Origin of the sequence: Dyella sp., from assembly GCF_036568765.1 — a bacterium.
Taxonomy (GTDB): Bacteria; Pseudomonadota; Gammaproteobacteria; order Xanthomonadales; family Rhodanobacteraceae; genus GSA-30.
Genome location: NZ_DATCRY010000176.1, coordinates 1 through 18,153 on the forward strand (window position 1 = coordinate 1; position 18,153 = coordinate 18,153).

17 protein-coding genes are annotated in these 18,153 nt (G+C 61.6%); 16 read left to right on the plus strand and 1 reads right to left on the minus strand.

Annotated features, from left to right (window positions below; all coding sequences use genetic code 11):
* Positions 1 to 632: 632 nt before the first annotated feature.
* The 12 genes from VIM98_RS12270 (at position 633) to VIM98_RS12325 (ending at position 13,382) form a co-directional block, all read left to right on the plus strand.
* Entirely contained in the window at positions 633 to 2,327 is a 1,695-nt protein-coding gene (locus VIM98_RS12270; RefSeq protein ID WP_331993394.1) for an amidohydrolase family protein, read from the plus strand.
* 341 nt (positions 2,328 to 2,668) lie between these two features.
* Positions 2,669 to 3,817: an ATP-grasp domain-containing protein gene (locus tag VIM98_RS12275; RefSeq protein ID WP_331993395.1), complete on the plus strand. Its 1,149-nt coding sequence runs from the start codon at positions 2,669 to 2,671 to the stop codon at positions 3,815 to 3,817.
* Positions 3,814 to 4,689: a succinate--CoA ligase subunit alpha gene (locus tag VIM98_RS12280; protein WP_331993396.1), complete on the plus strand. Its 876-nt coding sequence runs from the start codon at positions 3,814 to 3,816 to the stop codon at positions 4,687 to 4,689. The genes VIM98_RS12275 and VIM98_RS12280 overlap by 4 nt, the downstream gene beginning before the upstream one ends.
* Positions 4,682 to 5,911, plus strand: coding sequence for an acyl-CoA dehydrogenase family protein (locus VIM98_RS12285; RefSeq protein WP_331993397.1), 1,230 nt, complete (start codon positions 4,682 to 4,684; stop codon positions 5,909 to 5,911). Before VIM98_RS12280 ends, VIM98_RS12285 begins: the two co-directional genes overlap by 8 nt.
* 11 nt (positions 5,912 to 5,922) lie before the next feature.
* Positions 5,923 to 6,591, plus strand: coding sequence for a dienelactone hydrolase family protein (locus tag VIM98_RS12290; RefSeq protein WP_331993398.1), 669 nt, complete (start codon positions 5,923 to 5,925; stop codon positions 6,589 to 6,591).
* 34 nt (positions 6,592 to 6,625) lie between these two features.
* The gene (locus VIM98_RS12295) at positions 6,626 to 7,627 is read left to right on the plus strand and encodes an amidohydrolase family protein (RefSeq protein ID WP_331993399.1); all 1,002 of its coding nucleotides are present in this window, start codon (positions 6,626 to 6,628) and stop codon (positions 7,625 to 7,627) included.
* 57 nt (positions 7,628 to 7,684) lie between these two features.
* On the plus strand, positions 7,685 to 9,049 hold the full coding sequence (locus VIM98_RS12300) for an MFS transporter (protein ID WP_331993400.1): 1,365 nt from the start codon (positions 7,685 to 7,687) through the stop codon (positions 9,047 to 9,049).
* Positions 9,050 to 9,080: 31 nt separating this feature from the next.
* Positions 9,081 to 9,824 (plus strand): class II aldolase/adducin family protein, encoded by a 744-nt coding sequence (locus tag VIM98_RS12305; protein WP_331993401.1) that lies wholly within the window; start codon positions 9,081 to 9,083, stop codon positions 9,822 to 9,824.
* Between the two features lie 203 nt (positions 9,825 to 10,027).
* Entirely contained in the window at positions 10,028 to 11,362 is a 1,335-nt protein-coding gene (locus tag VIM98_RS12310; protein ID WP_331993402.1) for a carbohydrate porin, read from the plus strand.
* A gap of 52 nt (positions 11,363 to 11,414) precedes the next feature.
* On the plus strand, positions 11,415 to 12,080 hold the full coding sequence (locus VIM98_RS12315) for a dienelactone hydrolase family protein (protein ID WP_331993403.1): 666 nt from the start codon (positions 11,415 to 11,417) through the stop codon (positions 12,078 to 12,080).
* Between the two features lie 7 nt (positions 12,081 to 12,087).
* Positions 12,088 to 12,540 carry a MaoC family dehydratase gene (locus tag VIM98_RS12320; RefSeq protein ID WP_331993404.1) on the plus strand — a complete coding sequence of 151 codons (453 nt, stop codon included), beginning with the start codon at positions 12,088 to 12,090 and terminating at the stop codon, positions 12,538 to 12,540.
* The gene (locus VIM98_RS12325; RefSeq protein ID WP_331993405.1) at positions 12,537 to 13,382 is read left to right on the plus strand and encodes a CoA ester lyase; all 846 of its coding nucleotides are present in this window, start codon (positions 12,537 to 12,539) and stop codon (positions 13,380 to 13,382) included. The genes VIM98_RS12320 and VIM98_RS12325 overlap by 4 nt, the downstream gene beginning before the upstream one ends.
* Positions 13,383 to 13,562: 180 nt before the next feature.
* Here the strand turns inward: VIM98_RS12325 and VIM98_RS12330 are convergent, their stop codons facing one another.
* Positions 13,563 to 14,453: a LysR substrate-binding domain-containing protein gene (locus VIM98_RS12330; protein WP_331993406.1), complete on the minus strand. Its 891-nt coding sequence runs from the start codon at positions 14,451 to 14,453 to the stop codon at positions 13,563 to 13,565.
* Positions 14,454 to 14,902: 449 nt separating this feature from the next.
* On the opposite strand from VIM98_RS12330, the gene VIM98_RS12335 reads away from it, so the two are divergent.
* The 4 genes from VIM98_RS12335 to VIM98_RS12350 form a co-directional block, all read left to right on the plus strand.
* Positions 14,903 to 15,736, plus strand: a complete 834-nt coding sequence (locus tag VIM98_RS12335) for a hypothetical protein (protein ID WP_331993407.1) — start codon at positions 14,903 to 14,905, stop codon at positions 15,734 to 15,736.
* 76 nt (positions 15,737 to 15,812) lie between these two features.
* Positions 15,813 to 16,433: a transcriptional repressor LexA gene (gene lexA, locus VIM98_RS12340; RefSeq protein ID WP_331993408.1), complete on the plus strand. Its 621-nt coding sequence runs from the start codon at positions 15,813 to 15,815 to the stop codon at positions 16,431 to 16,433.
* Entirely contained in the window at positions 16,433 to 17,050 is a 618-nt protein-coding gene (imuA, locus tag VIM98_RS12345; RefSeq protein WP_331993409.1) for a translesion DNA synthesis-associated protein ImuA, read from the plus strand. The genes lexA and imuA overlap by 1 nt, the downstream gene beginning before the upstream one ends.
* A 10-nt stretch (positions 17,051 to 17,060) precedes the next feature.
* Positions 17,061 to 18,153, plus strand: a 1,093-nt coding sequence (locus tag VIM98_RS12350) for a DNA polymerase Y family protein (protein ID WP_331993410.1), incomplete at its 3' end; no start/stop codon positions are given.

Below are 18,153 nucleotides of genomic sequence, written 5' to 3' on the forward strand. Positions count from 1 at the left end.
TGGTGGGAAGACGCACGTACTGTCCACGGCTTGACCGCCGCGCTGCAGATACTGGACGAGCGAGCGGATGCGTTACGTCGCCACGGGGAGGGCCCGGGCGCCTAGCGGTGGCGTGACGAAGCAGGCAATGGGTTCGGGCTGTGTGTTTTGCAGCCCGAGCCCTCTGACTTGTTTTGTCGGAGCGACTTGGGTGGTGGTGTCTTCTTTCGGTGATATCCGTAAGTTGTCGTCCGAGTCGTTCCGCCAAGGCAAGTTTTGGCTGTTGCGCGTTGCATGTTGTGTCGATGTGGTTGCCGACGTAGAGGTGCGGGGACTCGGTATGCGTCAGGATGAAGAGCGGCGTGTGTGGGCGCTTGTAGGAGAGGCAAGAGCCCCCCTCACTCCCACCCTCTCCCCCGGCGAAGCCAGGGGAGAGGGAGCTGACTGGAGCGAACCTCAGTGTTTCGCGCTTGCGAAGACTGCTCCCTCTCCCCCGGCTTCGCCGGGGGAGAGGGTGGGGGTGAGGGGGGCTCTTGCTTCCCCTTGTCCATACCTACAACCAATAGCGTATTGCCGAGTCGAGCGCTCACTTAGCAAGCTCGGAACGTTGCGCCTGATCCGCTGTATCTACGGCAGAATTCAAGGAGGACGTCATGCAGTCGCGTAGGGACTTCCTGAAGGCCGCATTATCCCTCGCCGCCGTTACGGCCCTCGGTGGTTGCCAGCGGCGCCTGGTGAAGCCACCGGCTTGTGCGCATTTCGATCAACCGCAGGCTTCGTTCGTGGCCGATGCGCATTGTCATATCTTCAATTCCAGCGATCTGCAGGTTGGCGGTTTCATCAACCAGACTCAGTTGAAAGTCCCCGACACCAGCCCGCTGAGTCTGATCGGTGACCTGATCCAGGAATTGGGTTGGCGGCTGGCACCGAGTGCGGACGAGGAACTGAAGTGGTTGCGCAAGGCGGGTAGCAAGGAGGGAACGCGGCCTGTATTCGCTCCGGGCCTGCATTCGCTGGCTGCCCAAGGAGGCCCTCCACTGGACGCAACTATCCAGGACATGGGCACCAACTCCGACGAGCGCTATGCCGAGTTCTGGCGCGAGGTCAATCGACGCGATCCGGCACGGATGCAGGAATTCACACGCCAGGTCACCGCGTTCCGTCAGCGCAGCGGTTTTGTCGCCGCTGCCATCGAGCCGCGCATGGTGATGTCGACGCTGCAAACTGCCGAAGGCGTACGCCAGCAAATGCTGCTTGAGCAGCGCTTCGCGCGTGCCGATTCGTTCAATGTGATTACCTTCTTGAAGCCGTTTTTTCGTTTTCGCACAGAGAACGCCTGGTCGATGCTGCAGATGTATGGCTGCGATTCGCAGCCCGGAGTGGACATGCTTTGTCCGGCCATGGTCGACTTCGACCTCTGGCTCGGCGACGCGACGGTAGACGACGGACGCACGCGTTCGCATATGGATAAACAGTTGGCGGTGATGCGTGAGATTGCCCTGGCGACGCAGGGTCGCGTACAGGGCATGGCGGCATTCAATCCGCTGCGCGCGGCTTGTGATGGTGGCGACTCTCTGGGCAAGGCGCTCGCTGCCATCGAGCAATCCGGTTGCATCGCCTTCAAGATGTATCCGCCGATGGGCTTCCAGGCGAGCGGCAATGTCAATGCACCGGGCACGTTGCCGGCTTGCCCGCCGCGAAGCGCGGGACCCATCGCCCGTGCCAGGCTGGATCAGGTGCTGGGCGATTTTTTCGATATGTGCGCGGATAAGGGTATTCCTGTCATGGCGCATGCTTCCGAATCGAATGGCGCGGGTCCTGGTACGGCGGAGATGGCCAATCCGGCGTTCTGGGCGGATCTCTTGGGCGGTCATGCCGAGACATTTCTCCAGGGGACATCGAAGTTACGAATCAGCCTGGGTCATATGGGTGGAGATCACGACGTCGATAAGCCTTCGGCCTGGCGCGAACAGGTTGCAGCGATGATGGCGCGCTTCCCTGGTCAGGTATTTGCCGATCTGAGCTACTACGAGCACATCCTCGGCGATGCGCCCACACGCAAGGCGCTCGCTGGGCAGATGGGCATGATCGGTAAAGAAGGCGTGTGGCAGCACGTCATGTACGGATCGGATTGGGACATGCTCGGTTCCGTGCCGGGCGCGGAACGGTATCTGACGGCGTTCAACCGCTTCGTGTTGGACGATTTGCGTCTGGGGGAAGAGCAGGCACGAGCCATCCTGGGCGAGAACGCCAAGTCATTCTATGGCCTGACGCCAGGCGGAGCCGGTGCGCGCCGGCTGGAGAAATTCCATGGCGCACAGGTAAAGCTGCCATTTGTTACGGCGTAAAGCGGGCTGAAGCACGGCCGAGCCACCCCTCTCGAGAAAAAGTTTTGGCCCCGCTCGGCATGGCTTGCTGATGCTGCTATGCAGCATGGCGCAGGCCGGCGTCCCGGCCTTCCTTTTAAAAACGTACAAACGGCCCTTTGTTGCGCCATGGCTTGCATCAAGACGAACCATGTGTTTAGCCATGGCTTTAATGAGCATTACTCATGCCTCAATGCCAAATGGTCCGTGTGCAAGCCCAGATCCATTGACTAAGGTGCCACCCCATCAAGGGGACGCCGTAGCCTCGCCTGCGATGAAGTTACGGCGTTGAGTCACCGGGTTTTACCAAGCTGGGTTTGAACTTGCTGTTACTAGAGCACGATGCGAAAGAGCTGGTCCGCGCACAGGGGATGACGATCCCGGAGGGTGTCTTCGTCGACGGTCGTACCGTTGCCGATGTGGCGCTGGACGGCAAAGGTCCCTGGGTCGTCAAGGCTCAGGTAGGTGTGGGCGGTCGCGGCAAGGCGGGTGGCATCGGCTTTGCCGCGACTCACGCCGAGGTGGTCGAATTTGTCCGTGCGCACGCCGACGGATCGATCAAAGGGCACCGAATTGCTGGCTTCCGCGTGGAGCGCAAAGTCGATTTCGTGCATGAGATCTACGCGGGCCTGATGGTCGATGCGGCAGCGCGCGCGGTGCGCGTGATGCTGTCGACGCAGGGCGGGGTAGATGTCGAAGAGCATGCCGCCGACGCCATGTTGAGCGCGGTGGCCGCGCCGGACGAGGCATCGCTGGTCGTCGCGGCCGAGGGCTTGCTGGCACATGTGGCACCCGAGCTGCGCGAACCGCTGAATGCCGCGTTCCACGCTTTGATCGACGCCTTCCTGCGTTTCGACGCGAGCCTGATCGAAGTCAACCCGCTGTTCGTGCTCGCCGACGGCAGTTGGGTGGCTGGCGACATGAAGCTAGCAATCGACGAGAACGCATTGCCGCGCCAGCCCGAGGTAGAGCGCATCGTGCGCAGTCGCCCGCAGGCGTATCGCGAGTCCTTGTTCAAGCTCGAACACGACTTCGATTACGTGGGTCTCGATACGCACGGTCAGATCGGCCTGCTCACGACCGGTGCGGGCCTGAGCATGATGCTGATCGACGAGATGCGTCAGGCCAGCCGGCGGCCGTTCAATTTCTGCGATGTACGCACCGGCCAGCTACGCGGCAGCCCGGCACGTCTGATCGAGGTGCTCCGTCAGTTTACGCAGGGCAGCGATATTGCTGTTGTATTGGTCAATGTGTTCGCCGGAATTACCGACCTGGGCGAGTTCGCGCAATTGCTGCTGGACGCGCTCGACGCGGTACCCGAGCTGGGCGTTCCCGTCGTGGCGCGTCTGATCGGCAACAATTTCGAAGCTGCGCGACGGACGATCGAAGCGTCTGGCCGCGCCATTGTGGTGGAATCGGATTTGGACAAGGCTTTGCAGATCGCCATTGAGCGGGCAGGAGTGACAGCATGACTCCGTTCCATCTCGATCCGACGGCCAAAGTCCTGGTGCAGGGCGCCACCGGGCGCATGGGCAGCCGCCATGCGACGCTGATGAAGCGATACGGCACGAATATCGTCGGCGGTACCGCCGGCGCCAGTGCACGCCGGGACGATTCCGATATTCCTTTGTTCGCTAATTGTGCCGAGGCCGTCGCCGCGACCGGTGCAGTCGCCAGCGTGACGCTGGTGCCGCCGCTCGATGTACTGCGCGCAGTCACCGAAGCGTTAGACGCGGGCATCGAGCTGATCGTGTCGCCGTCCGAAGGCGTGCCGGTACGCGATGCGATGACGGCCTACGCCATGGTCAAGGAGCGCGGTGCGCACTGGATCGGTCCGTCCACACCGGGCCTGGCTATTCCTGAGCGCATGAAGCTGGGCTTTATTCCCGATGTCTCGCTCAAGCCGGGTTCGTTGGGTGTGATGTCCAAGAGCGGCACGCTCTCGTACGAAACCTGTTTCCGCCTGGCCAGTCGCGGCATCGGCCAGTCGGCGTGGATCGGCGTCGGTGGCGATCCGGTCAAGGGGCTGCGCTTTGCCGAGCTGCTGCCGTACTTCCAGCAGGATGCCGCCACGCGCGCCGTGTTAGTGCTCGGCGAGATCGGCGGTAGCGAAGAAGAAGACCTCGCCGCGGAAATGACGCGACTCGGTTTCAACAAGCCCGTGTTCGTCCTGCTCGCGGGTGCGTCGGCGCCCGAAGGCGTGACCATGGGCCATGCCGGCGCGCTGATCCAGGGCGGTCGCGGCACCATTCAGTCGAAGACACGTGCCTTGCGCGATGCAGGCGCCGAAGTCTTTACCAGTATCGAAAGCCTTGTCGAGGGAGCGGCGCGCCGCGATGTCTGACGTGATAAATCATCGTTACACCGCCATGCCTCCTGGTATCGCCTTGAGCAAGGAACAGACGCGTCGCATCGGTCAGGTGCGCGAGCTGGTCCAGGGTGAATTCAAGGCTCGTGGCAAGGAACTGCTCGACGGTTCGTTCCCGTGGGAAAACATGCGCAAGCTGGCCGACATCGGCGTGCTCGGCATGGCCGTGGCAAAGCAGTACGGCGGTTCGGAGCTGGGCGTGTTCGATACCGCCCTGGTGCTCGAAGAGATTGCCAAGGGCTGCTACATCACCGCGATGGCCGTGCTGGGCGAGGTAGGCACGCAGACGCGGGTCATCTCCGCTTTCGCGCCGGAGCGCATCAAGCAGAAGTACCTGCCGCAGGTGTGCACCTGTGACTGCGTGCTCTCGATCTGCCTGACCGAGCCGCACGCCGGCACCGACATGGCCAGCTACACCACCAACGCGGAAATTCGCGGCGACAAGGTGATCCTCAACGGCACCAAGTCACTGATCAGTCGCGCCGAAGAGGCCGGGCTGTTCGTGGTATTCACACGCATCAACGGCGAGCCGGGGCTCGACGGCATCGGTTGCGCGCTGATCGAGCAGGGCACGCCAGGGCTGGCCCTGACCTCCAAGGTGCACACGCTCGGTGGCGAGAATCTGCACGAGATTACCTTGACCGACTGCGAGATTCCGATCGACCAGCTGGTCGTGCAGCGCCAGGGGCTAAAATCGCTGCTGTCGGCCTTCAATACGCAGCGTTGCCTCAATCCGAGCATTTCGCTGGGCTTGGCCGAGGGCGCCTTCGACGAGGCCGTGGATTATGCGTCCAGGCGCACGGCTTTCGGTCGCGCCATCGGCAATTTCCAGGGTATGCGTTGGAAACTGGCCGATATGTTCATCGCCATCGAAGCGGCACGCGGGCTGTTGTATCGCGCCTGCTTGTCGGCCGATCCGTTTCCTGACCCATTGTTGGCGGCGACGGCAAAGATTCGTTGCAACGAGATGTCTTTGGAAGTGACCAGCGAAGCCCTGCAGATCCATGGCGGTTTTGGTTTTACCGACGACAGCGTGGTGTCGCGCCTGTATCGCGGTGCGCGTTATGGCACCCTGGGCGGCGGTACCTCCGAGACGCTGCGCGATTTGATCGGTAAGCGCGTCACCGGCGCCTTCGATGCGAAGACGGGTATTTCGGGCTTGTCTTTCGCGCAAGCTGCCGATAATGGTTTTGTCTAGGAGTAGTGTACGTGGGTCAGCATATTGAAATCACTGCGAGCGACGGTCACCGGCTGGCCGCCTATGTTGCCGAGCCCGTTGGCAATGCGGTCGGTGCCATCGTCATGTTGCAGGAGTTCTTTGGCGTCAATGCGCACATCCGCGCGATGGCCGAGCAGTACGCACAGGACGGTTACTACACCATCGCGCCGGCGATCTTCGATCGCGTCGAGCGCGACGTAGAGCTGGGCTACGATCCGGCTGGCATGCAGAAGGGCCGCGAGCTGCGTGCCAAGCTGGACATGGATCAAACCATGCTGGACGTGCAGGCGGCGATCGATGTCGCCGGTGCGCACGGCCGCGTCGCCACGCTGGGCTATTGCTGGGGCGGATCGCTGGCCTATCTGGCTGCGGCGCGACTGAAGGGCGTGGTCTGCGCGGTGGGCTACTACGGTGCCCAGATCGCCGGCTACGCCAACGAGACACTGCATGCGCCCGTGCTGCTGCACTTCGCCGAGCACGACGAGTACATCCCGCTGACCGACGTGGAAAAGATCCGCCAGGCGCAGCCGGAGATCGAGATGCACCTGTATCCCGGGACCGAGCACGGCTTCAGCTGTAACGATCGCCGTTTCTACGAGCCTAAGTCCGCCGCGCTGGCGCGCGAGCGTTCCCTGGCTTTCCTGGCGCGCTATCGCTAGCGCCTGCTTTTCAAGTATTCCCGGAGCTGTTGGCATGCGCGTCGATTTTCATACTCATGTGATTCCATCGCCGGACCGGTTGCCCGACTGGAAGGGGCAGTTCGGCCCGGGTCGCTGGCCGCGGCTCGAGTCCGTGGCGCCGGATGCGGCGATGTTGTTCATGGGCGAAACGAGCATCATGAAGCTCCACGAGCGCTTCTGGTCGCTGGATTGCCGATTGCAGGATATGGATCGGCAAGGCGTGGACCTGCAAGTCATCTCGCCGATTCCGATGTTGAGCTGTTATTGGGCTCCACCGGAAGCTGGGCAGGCTGTAGCGCGTTTTCTCAACCGGCATATCGCCGAGCTGGTCGCCAGTCGCCCGGATCGCTTCGCCGGCATGGGCACCGTACCGTTGCAGGATGTCGATCGTGCGATCGAGGAGCTGCGCTATCTCAGCGGTGAACTGAAGATTCGCGCGGTGCAGATCGGCAGCTGCCCGGCAGGGCGCGACCTGGACGATCCGGCCTTGCTACCTTTCTTCCAGGCGTGCATCGACACCGGTACCGCAGTGTTCGTGCATCCCATGCAGCCCTTGATCGGCGGTGAGCGACTGCAGCGTTACTACTTGCCCAATATCGTCGGCAATCCGCTGGAAACCGCACTGGCCATGACGCGATTGATCGTCGGTGGCGTGTTGGAAAAACTGCCGGATCTGCGCATCTGCTTCGCGCATGCCGGTGGCGCATTCCCGCTGGTGCTCGGTCGCGTGGACAAGGGTTATGCGGCTCGCGCGGAAATGCGCGAGCACATCAGCCGCAAGCCGAGCGAATACGCGAAGATGATCTACGTCGACGCCCTGACCTTCGATCCTCCCAGCCTGCATTTTGTGGTGGAAAAGCATGGCGCCGATCGTGTATTGATGGGCACTGACTATCCCTTCGGCTTAGGCGAGGAAGACCCGATCGGCGCGATCGAGGCCGCGGACCTTCCGCCGGAAACCGTCCGTGCGATTGTCGAAGGTAATGTCTGGACCTTCCTGGGCGACGGCGGCTGAGTGGCGATGGCGAGCCTTCATGCCAATCCGATACCGGCGACGCGGGATAGCCATACGATGAAACCCATCGAAGTCGACAGCTTGGTGGATGGTCAGAAGATCGGCGCGCTGGTGATTCGGATCGTGATTCTGTCGTTGCTGGTGCAATGCGCAGATGGTTTCGATCTGGCCGCAATGTCTTACGCTGCCCCCGAATTGATTCGCTCCTGGCATTTCCCGGCCTCCGAGTTGGGGCCGGTGTTCAGCGCGGGCCTTGTCGGCATGGCCGTCGGCGGTCCGCTGTTCGGTTATATCGGCGATCACTATGGACGCCGCACGGCGATCATCCTGTCCACGGTGGTCTACGGTCTATTTAGCCTGCTGATGGCGGTGGCACCCGATTTGCAGATCATGCTGGCTTTGCGCTTCATTTCCGGCGTAGGACTGGGCGGTTTGCTACCCAATACCGTCGCTCTGAACGCGGAGTTCGCGCCGCGCCGCCTGCGTGCGACGTTGATCATCGTGATGTTCATGGGGCTCGCGGTGGGCGGTATTTTGCCATCCGTTGTTGCAACGACGTTGCAGCATGATTTCGGTTGGCGCGCATTTTTTGTCGTCGGCGGAGCCGCACCACTTTTATTAGCAATCGTGCTTTATTTTTTGCTTCCCGAGTCGATAAAGTTTTTGCTGACCAAGAAGGGCGCCAATGCAAAGGCTTCCGAGCTGGCGGCGCAACTGCGGCCCGATCTTGGCATCACGCCTGAAACGCCATTGACCATCGCTGCTAGCCGGCAGGGCGTCAATGCGATATCGCCAGCCTTGTTGTTTGCCGACGGGTTGGGCTGGATCACCGTGCTGGTGTGGTTGCTGTTCTCTGCCGCGCTCGTGGTGAACTTCTTTGTCAACAGCTGGATGCCGACGCTGTTTCGTGCAGCGGGGTTGAGCAGCGACCAGACCGCGGTAACCCAGGCGGCCTATTACGTGGGCGCGATCGTCGGTGGCTTGATCATCAGCCGCTTGATCGATCGCTGGGGCATCGTGGCGATTGCCGGTTATTTCCTGATCGGCGGTCCGGTGGTGGCGGCTATCGGTATACCGGGATTGTCGCATTACGCCCTGACCGGCGTGGTGTTCCTGACCGGAGCCTGCGTACTGGGCAGCCAGCTGGGCATGAACGCCGTTACCGGCATGATTTATCCGACCAGCATTCGTTCCAAGGGTGCGGGTTGGGCAAGCGGTGTGGGGCGCATCGTGTCGACCGCCGGCCCTGTGTTGGGCGGCTGGTTGATTGCACGGCATACGCCACTGCCGCAGTTGTTTCTGGTGCCGCTGGTGCCACTGGTGATCGGTGGGATCGGTGCGCTCTTGTTGATTTACCTGTGTTACCGCCGTTTCCGCGGCCTGCGTCTGGATGAGACAGCAGCGAAGGCCGCGGGCGAATGATCCAAGCCATACGAAAGTCGAGGATTGATCCATGACAGAAGCGAACATCGACGCCGCGCCGGTGGAAACCGAAGCCGAACTGCGTCGAAAGACCGCGGTGATGTGCCGCATGCTGAGCCTGCAGGGCTCGATCGGCATGTTCGGTCATGTTTCCATCCGCGTGCCGGGTACCGACCGTATCCTGCTCAGTCCGGGTGCCGGTTCCGAGAAGGCCCTGGTCAAGCCCGAAGATGTTTTCGTGTTCGATATCAACGGCGAGATCCTTGAGCATCCTGGTCTCGAAGTGCCCTTGGAATGGCGTATCCATACACAGATCCATCGCGACCGTCCGGAAATCATGAGCGTCACGCATCTGCACGCCCAGCATTCGACCTTGCTGGGTATCGCAGGCAAGCCGATGGTGCCGGTGTTTCTGCATGGAGCATTCCTTTATACGGGAGTACCGACCTGGGATAACCCGCGGTTGGTGGTTTCCGATCCGCAGGCGGCATCGCTGTCGGCGGCATTGGGCAAGAACGTGGCCGTGCAGATGCGCGGGCACGGTAGCGTGATAGTCGGTGAAAGCGCGGAGATCGCATTTTTTCGCAGCACTTTCTTCGAAGAGAACGCACGCAAGCAGGTCGAGGCGGAAATCCTCGGCGGCGCGCTGCCGCTCTCGCCGGAAGAGGCGGCCGATTGCGCGCGCGGTACGTTCAATCCACGCCTGTTGCGCTTGTTGTGGGGTTATTACGAACTGCGTTCGGAACAGACGTTGGCGGATATGACCAGGCATTGATCGATCTTGCATCGTGGCGCTCGGGGTGAGCGCCGCCTTGCAGCCTTATCGATAGATGTTTTTTTGGCGGGCGCAAGCCCGTCCGGCTTTGCACACTCAAAAATTCGACCGGTACCCAGGAATACAGCGACAACAGCGACACGCACCGACTTTGGGTACAGGGCGGACATGACACGTTACCCGAGGGGGAGGAAAGCAGCACCATGTCCAAGCAAACTATTTCGCGCCTGCGCCGTACGGCAGCCTTTGCGCTGTTGGCGATCGGCTTGTCCGCCAGCGCAGACGATGCACAACAAAGCGACCCGCCGCAGCGCCGCATCGATTCGCCGGCTCCCGGCACCAACATGCAGGACTGGTGGCACCAGCAAGGCATGACCGGCGATTGGGGTGGCGTGCGCAGCCGCTGGCGCAATGCTGGCGTGGATATTTTTTCCAGCTACACAGTGCAGACTGCCGATATCGTCAACGGCGGTGCCAAGCAGGGCACGTCGACGAATAACCAGGTCATCCTGGGCGCCAACTTCGATATGGCGAAGCTGGCGGGCATCGACGATGGCATCTTCACCTTCGCCATGTCCGATCGTTATGGTTCGAACGCGTCGTTGCTGGCCGGCACGCGCGTGACGATCATGAGCAACTACGGCGAAGGCGAGAATTTCCGCCTGGCAAACATGAGCTTCAAGCAGAACCTTTATCACGGGCGCTTGAGCTACCAGATCGGCTATTTTCCCGCGGCGGCCGAGTTCGATTACAACCCACTGTTGTGCAGCTTCCTCAACCAGGGTTTCTGCGGTCATCCCAATTCGCTGGCCGCCAACACCAGCGGCTTCCAGAACCCGCCCGGTGCCCAGCTTGGCGCGCGCGTGACCGCGTTCTTCAAGCCTGACCTGTACCTCAAGGTGGCTGTCTTCGACGTCAACCCCACACGCTTCACCGATCCGGATCAGGGTTTTCGTCTCGACACGCAGGGCACGACCGGTGCGATCTATCTTTCCGAACTGGGCTGGAGTCCGGGTTTCGGCGACAACCATCTGCCCGGACACTACAAGATCGGTGGATACTACGACACCAGTCGCGCACCGGATGTAGTCAACGCCAAGCTCCAGCACGAAGGTCGCTACAGTGGCTGGGTGTCGCTGGATCAGATGATCTTCAATCTGGGGCCGGACAATAGCCGTGGCCTGGTGTTGTTCGCCAACTGGACCGAGAGCAATCGCAGCACGTCGCAGATTGCCAGCTACGACTCGTTGGGCCTGGTGTTCCTGGGGCCGTTTGCCAGCCGTCCCAGCGATGTGCTGAGCCTGGGGTGGGCCAAGTCGTACTTGAACGAAAGCAAGCTCAACGCATTGATTGCGGCCAAGCCAAAGTTTGGCTACCTGGGCGCGGAGCAGTACATCGACTTGTCTTACAAGTTTCAATTGACGCCGTGGATGTTCTTTTCACCGGACGTGCAATACCTGATGCATCCGGGTGTCTTCAGTGCCAAACGCTACCCCAACGCCACGGTGGTCGGCGGTTCGGTGTCGTTCAAGTTCTAACACCCCAAGCGCGCGCCGGTATCGGCGCGCCTCACTTTAAGGAGGAGTAGCCGTGGCCGATTGGATCAAACTCACCGCCGCCGATGGGCATGAACTGGACGCCTATCGCGACGGTCCGCAAGACTCGCCGCTGTGCCTGGTGGTTCTGCAGGAAGTCTTCGGACTGAACAGCCATATGCGTTACGCCTGCGCGCAATGGGCGGCTGCCGGCTTCTCGGTGATCGCGCCGGCCTTGCTCGACCGCGCCGAGCGCAACGTCGAGCTGGGTTACGCACCGGAAGATCTGCAATACGGTTTCGCCTTGCGTGCACAGATCCAGGAATCGGCTAGCCTGGCCGACATCGAAGCGGCACGTGCATGGTTCGGCGAGCGCAAGGTTGGCGTGGTCGGTTATTGCTGGGGTGGGCGCGTCGCCTGGTGGGGTGCCACGCGCAGCAACGCGTTCGCCGCATCGGTGGCTTGGTACGGTGGCGGCATTGCCTCCAATAAGGACGAGACACCGCGATGTCCGGTGCAAATGCACTTCGGTGAGAAAGACCATTCCATCTCGCTGGACGACGTGGCGGCTATTCGTGCTGCGCAGCCCGGCGTGGAGATCTTCGTCTATGACGGGGCGTCGCATGGCTTCGGCTGCGAGGAGCGTCCCACGTTCGATCAGGCCAGCTATGATCTGGCGCAATCGCGCTCCATCGATTTTCTCAAGCACTATTTGACCTGAAGACGCCATGCCGGGACGTTATTTCGAACAATTCACGCTTGGCCAGCAGTTCGAGCATGAAATCCGCCGTACAGTCACGGAGACAGATAACTTGCTGTTCTCCGTGCTGACGCACAATCCGCAACCATTGCATATCGACGCCCAGTACGCCGGTGCGAGCGAATTCGGCCGCATCGTGGTCAACAGCACGTTCACTTTCAGCTTGATGATCGGGCTTACGGTGCAAGACACGACATTGCGCACCATGGTGGCCAATCTCGGCTATGATCAAATCAAGACGCCGCACCCGGTTTTTATCGGCGATACCCTGCGTGCCGAGACTGAAATCGTCGAGCTGCGCGATAGCCGGTCGCGCCCGGAGGCGGGTATCGTGGTGTTCCAGCATCGTTTGCTCAATCAGCGCGATGAGCCGGTATGCCAGTGCTTGCGCAGCGCTTTGATGCAGCGGAAGCCGGCATGAAGATGCGCTCGCTGTTGTTTGTGCCTGGAGACCGGCCGGAGCGCATGCGCAAGGCCATGGATTCGGCCGCCGATGTAGTGCTGCTGGATCTGGAAGATTCTGTCACGCCCGCACAAAAAACGGTGGCGCGCGACGCGATTGCCGAGTTTCTCGGCGGCGAGACGGGCGAGAAGAGCGTTTTTGTACGCGTCAATCCGCTCGATAGCGGCGCGTGGTTGCGCCGCGATCTGGAGTGCATCGCCGGTCATCCACCCGATGGCCTGATTCTTCCCAAGGCAGCGGGGCAGGCGGCGATCGAGCGGTTCGATACGGTACTGGAGACCTTCGGATTGGGCGGCTTGCCGATCCTGCCTATTGCAACGGAAACCGCGGCCAGTGTTTTCGAGCTCGGCAGCTACCGCGCCGTTGCTTCGCGATTGCTCGGTTTGACCTGGGGTGCGGAAGATCTTTCCGCTGCGATCGGCGCTACGGCTCCGCGCGAACCGAATGGCGATTTCACCGCGCCCTATGTCACGGTGCGTTCGCTGGCTTTGTTCGCTGCGCATGCGGCGGGCGTGCGGGCTATTGAGACGGTCTATCCGGATTTTCGCGACGAAGAGGGGCTTATGCGCATCGCCACTCGGGCTGCACGCGATGGCTTCAGCGGCATGATGGCAATTCATCCGGCACAGCTGGAGATCATCAACAATGCGTTCGAGCCTTCCGCGGAAGCATTGGCGCATGCGCGTGCGGTTGTCGATGCTTTCGCTGCCATACCGGGCGCAGGTGCGTTGTCGCTGGACGGTCAGATGATCGATGCGCCGCATTTGAAACTGGCTCAGCGTCTGCTGGCTGGGCGCTGAGTAATAGCAAGAGCCCCCTCCACCAACCCTCCCCCGGCGCTCCGCCGGGGGAGAGAGTTGGGGTGAGGGGGACGCCGTGCGTGGAAAACCACGCAACGATATTCGAAACGCCTCAACCTTTCTCATAAAAAAACCTGCAAAACACGGCGAGTGTGCTCGAATAGATTCGTCCGGCCAGCCTCAATCCAGATGAGCAAGCAACCAATCGGCAAACTCGCGCACCTTGCCGTCCTTCGCGCCACTCGCCGGCATCACCAGGTGATATCCCAGTTCGCGGCGCAATACCGGGCCGCAGGGAACGATCAAGCGGCCTTCGCGCAGATCGTCTTCGATATAGGCCCGCTGCAGGATGGCGATGCCGCCACTTTCGATGGCGAAACGGTGCACGATACCTAGATCCTCGAAAGAGGAAAGCTGGTTCAGCGCCGCGGCGCTATCCATGCCGGCGGCAGCGAACCAATCCGGCCAATCGTTCGCTCGCGCATGGGTTTGTAGCAGCGGCTTGCCGACCATGTCCTTGGCGCTTTTCAGGTGCAGCGATTTGGCCAGCGCCTTGGTACATACCGGTACCAGTTCGTCGAGGAACAGCAGATGGCTGGTCAGCCCTTTCCAGTGGCCACGGCCATAGCGGATGCCGATATCGATATCCTGGTTTTCGAAATCGACCAGGCTGGCACCCGACACCGATACCAGTCGCACGTCGATATGCGGAAACTGCCGACTGAAAGTAAGCAGGCGCGGAGTCAGCCAGCGGCTGAGCAGGAGCGGGTAGCCCTTGACGGTCAATCGGGTGCGCGGCGATACCGCCGAACTGAATGACATCGTGGCGCGGCGGATATCGTCGAAAGCCGCATGCAGAACATCGGCATAGGCGGCGGCGCTGGCGGTGAGCTCCAACTGATTGCTCTTGCGCTCGAACAGCTTTGCACCGAAGTACTCTTCCAACACCGCGATCTGATGGCTTACAGCACCTTGGGTGACATTGAGTTCGCGCGCCGCCTTGGTGAAATTCAGGTGGCGCGATGCGGCTTCGAAGGCCAGCAAGGGGTTGAGCGGGGGCAACGAACGCATGGGGGCTCTCGGATCTGGTGCTCCGTCGTCCAGTATAGGTGCCATAGGTCCCGACTGTGGAAGCGCCCGGAGGAAGGACCTAAGATCCGTGGGGTACGGGCATAGGGATGCCCGGTTCCGGGGGGAACGCGATGTATTGCCGGCTCTGTACCGCACCTGTGGCGGATGGTCGTTTTTGTTGCGAGCGTTGTGCCGAAGGGCTTGAGTCGGGCCAGCCATCGCTGGGCCAAGTGAAATCGCCAGCACTTATGCTTGGCGGCGCGACACCGCCACCGCTGTCTTCGGCACGCGACGGTATTCCCTCGTTAAAGCCACAACATGTCACAGAGGCGAGGGGGCCGTCTGGCTCGATGGCGGCCATCGGGGCGGGCGCGATTTTCCTGGTGTCTTGCATGGTCACGCGGTGGTCGATGCCACAGAGTGATTGGCCCGAGCTTGCAGGAGCTGCCATGGCGCCACTCATCCTGGGAGGAATTGTCGCGGCGTTTCCCTGGAAATCACGGGCAAAGGCTCTGTTAGTGAGTTCGGCCATCGTGCTGATATTGAGCACACTTGGACGGATCGGCCCAGGGGCGCAATATGCGAAAGATCATCAGGCGTTGGTACAGGCCCGGCGGGATCTGGGGCGAACCATGCAGCAGCTGGCCGACGGTGGCAACATCGATACGCAGAATATTCCCAGCGCGAACGACACCGGCAATAGCTCCGATGCGCAGGAAGCGCGAATGCTCAGAGAGGTTACCGCGCTGATAGTGGAAACCGAGCAGAAAATCACGGAGAACACCCACAAGCTTCAGGCGCTGCACCTTGGGCAAGCGACGTCACCGGAACCATTGGTCTCCGCAGAGGAGGTGCATAACAATCGCGCGTCGCTGCAGAAGGCGGCAGAGCTGATCGCCGACGATCGAGCTCTGGTCGACAGCTATATGCAAAAAGTCTCATCGTTTATCGATCGATTGCCCAGCGATCGTCGAGAGATGGAACGTAAGGAGTTCGATGAGTCTTACCGGTCGAACTTCCGTGTCTTTAACGCGAGGTTCGACAATACCAAGGTGTTGATCGAGCGCATGGGGCAAGTGCTGATCATGGCTCAGCAGAATCTGGGACGCTGGAAGCTCAAGGACGGCAAGTTTCTCGTGAGGCCGGGGCAATTGCAGGAACTCAATCGATTGTTTGCGGATATTGCGGCCTGCAGAGAGGAAGATAAGCGGCTCGGTCTTGAAGCCCAGAACCTCTCAAACACTCTTCGGGATCATGCACAGGCCCTGATCAGGGCGCGATAGCGGCAAACTTGAGATCTAAGTTGCTTTAAATCAATAAGTTATGTATTTCGGCGCGGGATTACTAATATTAGTAATCATGACCGTCACCCCACTCCAACAGCGCCTGCTCGACTACCTCCGCCAGTACATCGCGGAGCGCGGCTATCCGCCGTCCCAGATGGAAATGGCCCAGGCACTGGGGCTGAAGCAGAATCGCTCGGCGCGCCTGCACCTGGAGTCCCTGGCCAGGGAGGGACTGATCGAGTTGAGCGATGGCAAGGCGCGTGGCGTGCGCCTTGCCGAGCCTGCAACAGAGCGGCAGGCAAGTGCGTCGCTATTACAGGTGCCCTTGCTCGGTCGTGTCGCCGCCGGTCGTCCGATCGGTTCGGACACCCAGGCGCAGCGACACATAATGCTCGACCCGCATCTGTTTCGTTTGCGGCCCGATTACCTGTTGGAAGTGCAGGGCGACTCGATGCTGCTCGATGGCATCCTGTCTGGCGATCTGATCGGCGTGCATCGCGCGGCTGAGGCGCGCAACGGGCAGATTGTCGTGGCGCGCCTGGACGACGAGTTCACCGTCAAACGCTGGGAGCGTCGCGGCGAGCGTATACGCTTATTACCGCGTAACCCTGCTTACGCGCCGATCGAGGTCGATCCGCGCACGAACGATTTTGCCCTGGAAGGCTTGTTCGCCGGTTTGATCAGGCCAGGTTGATGGGACAACTCGTCGCCATCGACAGTTTGCTCGATGCCCGCCGCGTATGGCGCGGGCAACCGCATGCACGGCCGCCGTCCCAGCAGCCGACGGGTTGGGCAGCGCTCGACGCGGCGCTGCCTACAGGCGGCTGGCCCGAAAGGGCTTTGAGCGAGTTGTTGCTGCCGCTGGATGGCATCGGTGAATTGCGCTTGTTGTGGCCGACTCTCGCGCGGCTGTCGCACGCGCACGATGCCGGCATGATTGCGCTGATCGCACCGCCTTATTTGCCGTTTGCCTCTGCCTGGGCACAGGCGGGCGTGCGCATGCGCCAGCTTCAGGTTGTGCGCGCCGAAACGCGCGATGTGCTGTGGGCGGCGGAGCAATGCCTGCGTTCGGCTGCTTGTGCCGCGGTCGTGTGCTGGCCGCAGCAGGCGGACGATCGAGCTTTGCGGCGACTGCATCTGGCTGCGGAAACCGGTCAGTGTCTCGGCTTTGCCTTGCGTCCGAGCAACGCGGCGGCCAATCCGTCGCCGGCGGCTTTGCGCATCGCCATCGATACGCAGCCAGCACAGCTGCGCGTGCTCAAATGTCGCGGCGGCAATCCGCCGACGGCGCCGATCCCGTTTGCCGGATGAGGGCGCGGCGATGCTGTGGGCATGCATTCTTCTGCCGCAACTGGCACTCGACGGCGTCCTGCGCAGGCAGGCTACGCCGGACGAGCCGCTGGCGCTGATCGATGGACCGGTGCAGCGCCGGATGCTGCGTGGAGTCAATCCGGCCGGCAAGGCCGCTGGATTGCGCACTGGACAGCCCCTGAGCCTCGCACAGGCGATTTGCCCGCGCTTTCATGTCGTCGAATACGATGCTGCCGATGTGGCGCATTGGCACACGTTTCTCGCAGCGTGGGCCTACCGCTACGGCTCGCAGGTCAGCCGTGAAATGCCCGCCGCCTTGCTGATGGAGGTGGCGGCCAGTTTTCGCCTGTTCGGGCCATGGCCTCGACTGGAAGCCTGCCTGCGCGAGGATCTGCGCGAGCTGGGTTTTCGTCATCGCATCGTGTTGGCACCGCATCCATGGGCCGCTCGTGCCTTGGCCAATGTGCACGATGGCCTGGCGATCACCGGTGAAGCACCGTTGCGGCAAGCCCTGGATGCCTTGCCCGTGGCGCGCTGCGGCCTGCCGCCCGAAGTAGCGATCGGCTTGGGCCGGATGGGCTTGCGTCATTTGCGCCAGGTCTTTGCCTTGCCGCGCGCGGCATTGGGCCGGCGCATCGGCGAAGCGGCACTCGATCACCTGGATCGCCTGCGCGGCACGCTGGCTACGCCGTTGCAGTGCTTCCAGCCGGACGACGCCTTCGAAGCACGCATCGAGTTCAATTACGAAGTCAGTTCCAGCCAGTCGCTGCTGTTCCCCTTGCGCCGTCTGACCGCCGACCTGGGGGCTTATTTGGCTGGCCGCGATGGCGGCGTGCAGCGCTTCTTGCTGCGCTTCTCGCATGAACGAGGCGCTGCGACAGAGTTGCCGATCGGCTTGCTTGCCGCCGAGCGCGATCCGGCGATGCTGTTCGAAGTGGCGCGCAGCCGCCTCGAGCAGTTGCAGTTACCCGCGCCGGTGCGCGAGATGGAACTGCTGGCGCACCAACTGCCGCCGTTCGTGCCGGCGGGACGCGATCTGTTCGACATGCGGCCGCAGCAGGCGATGCCGTGGGAGCAATTGCGCGAGCGCCTGCGTGCACGAC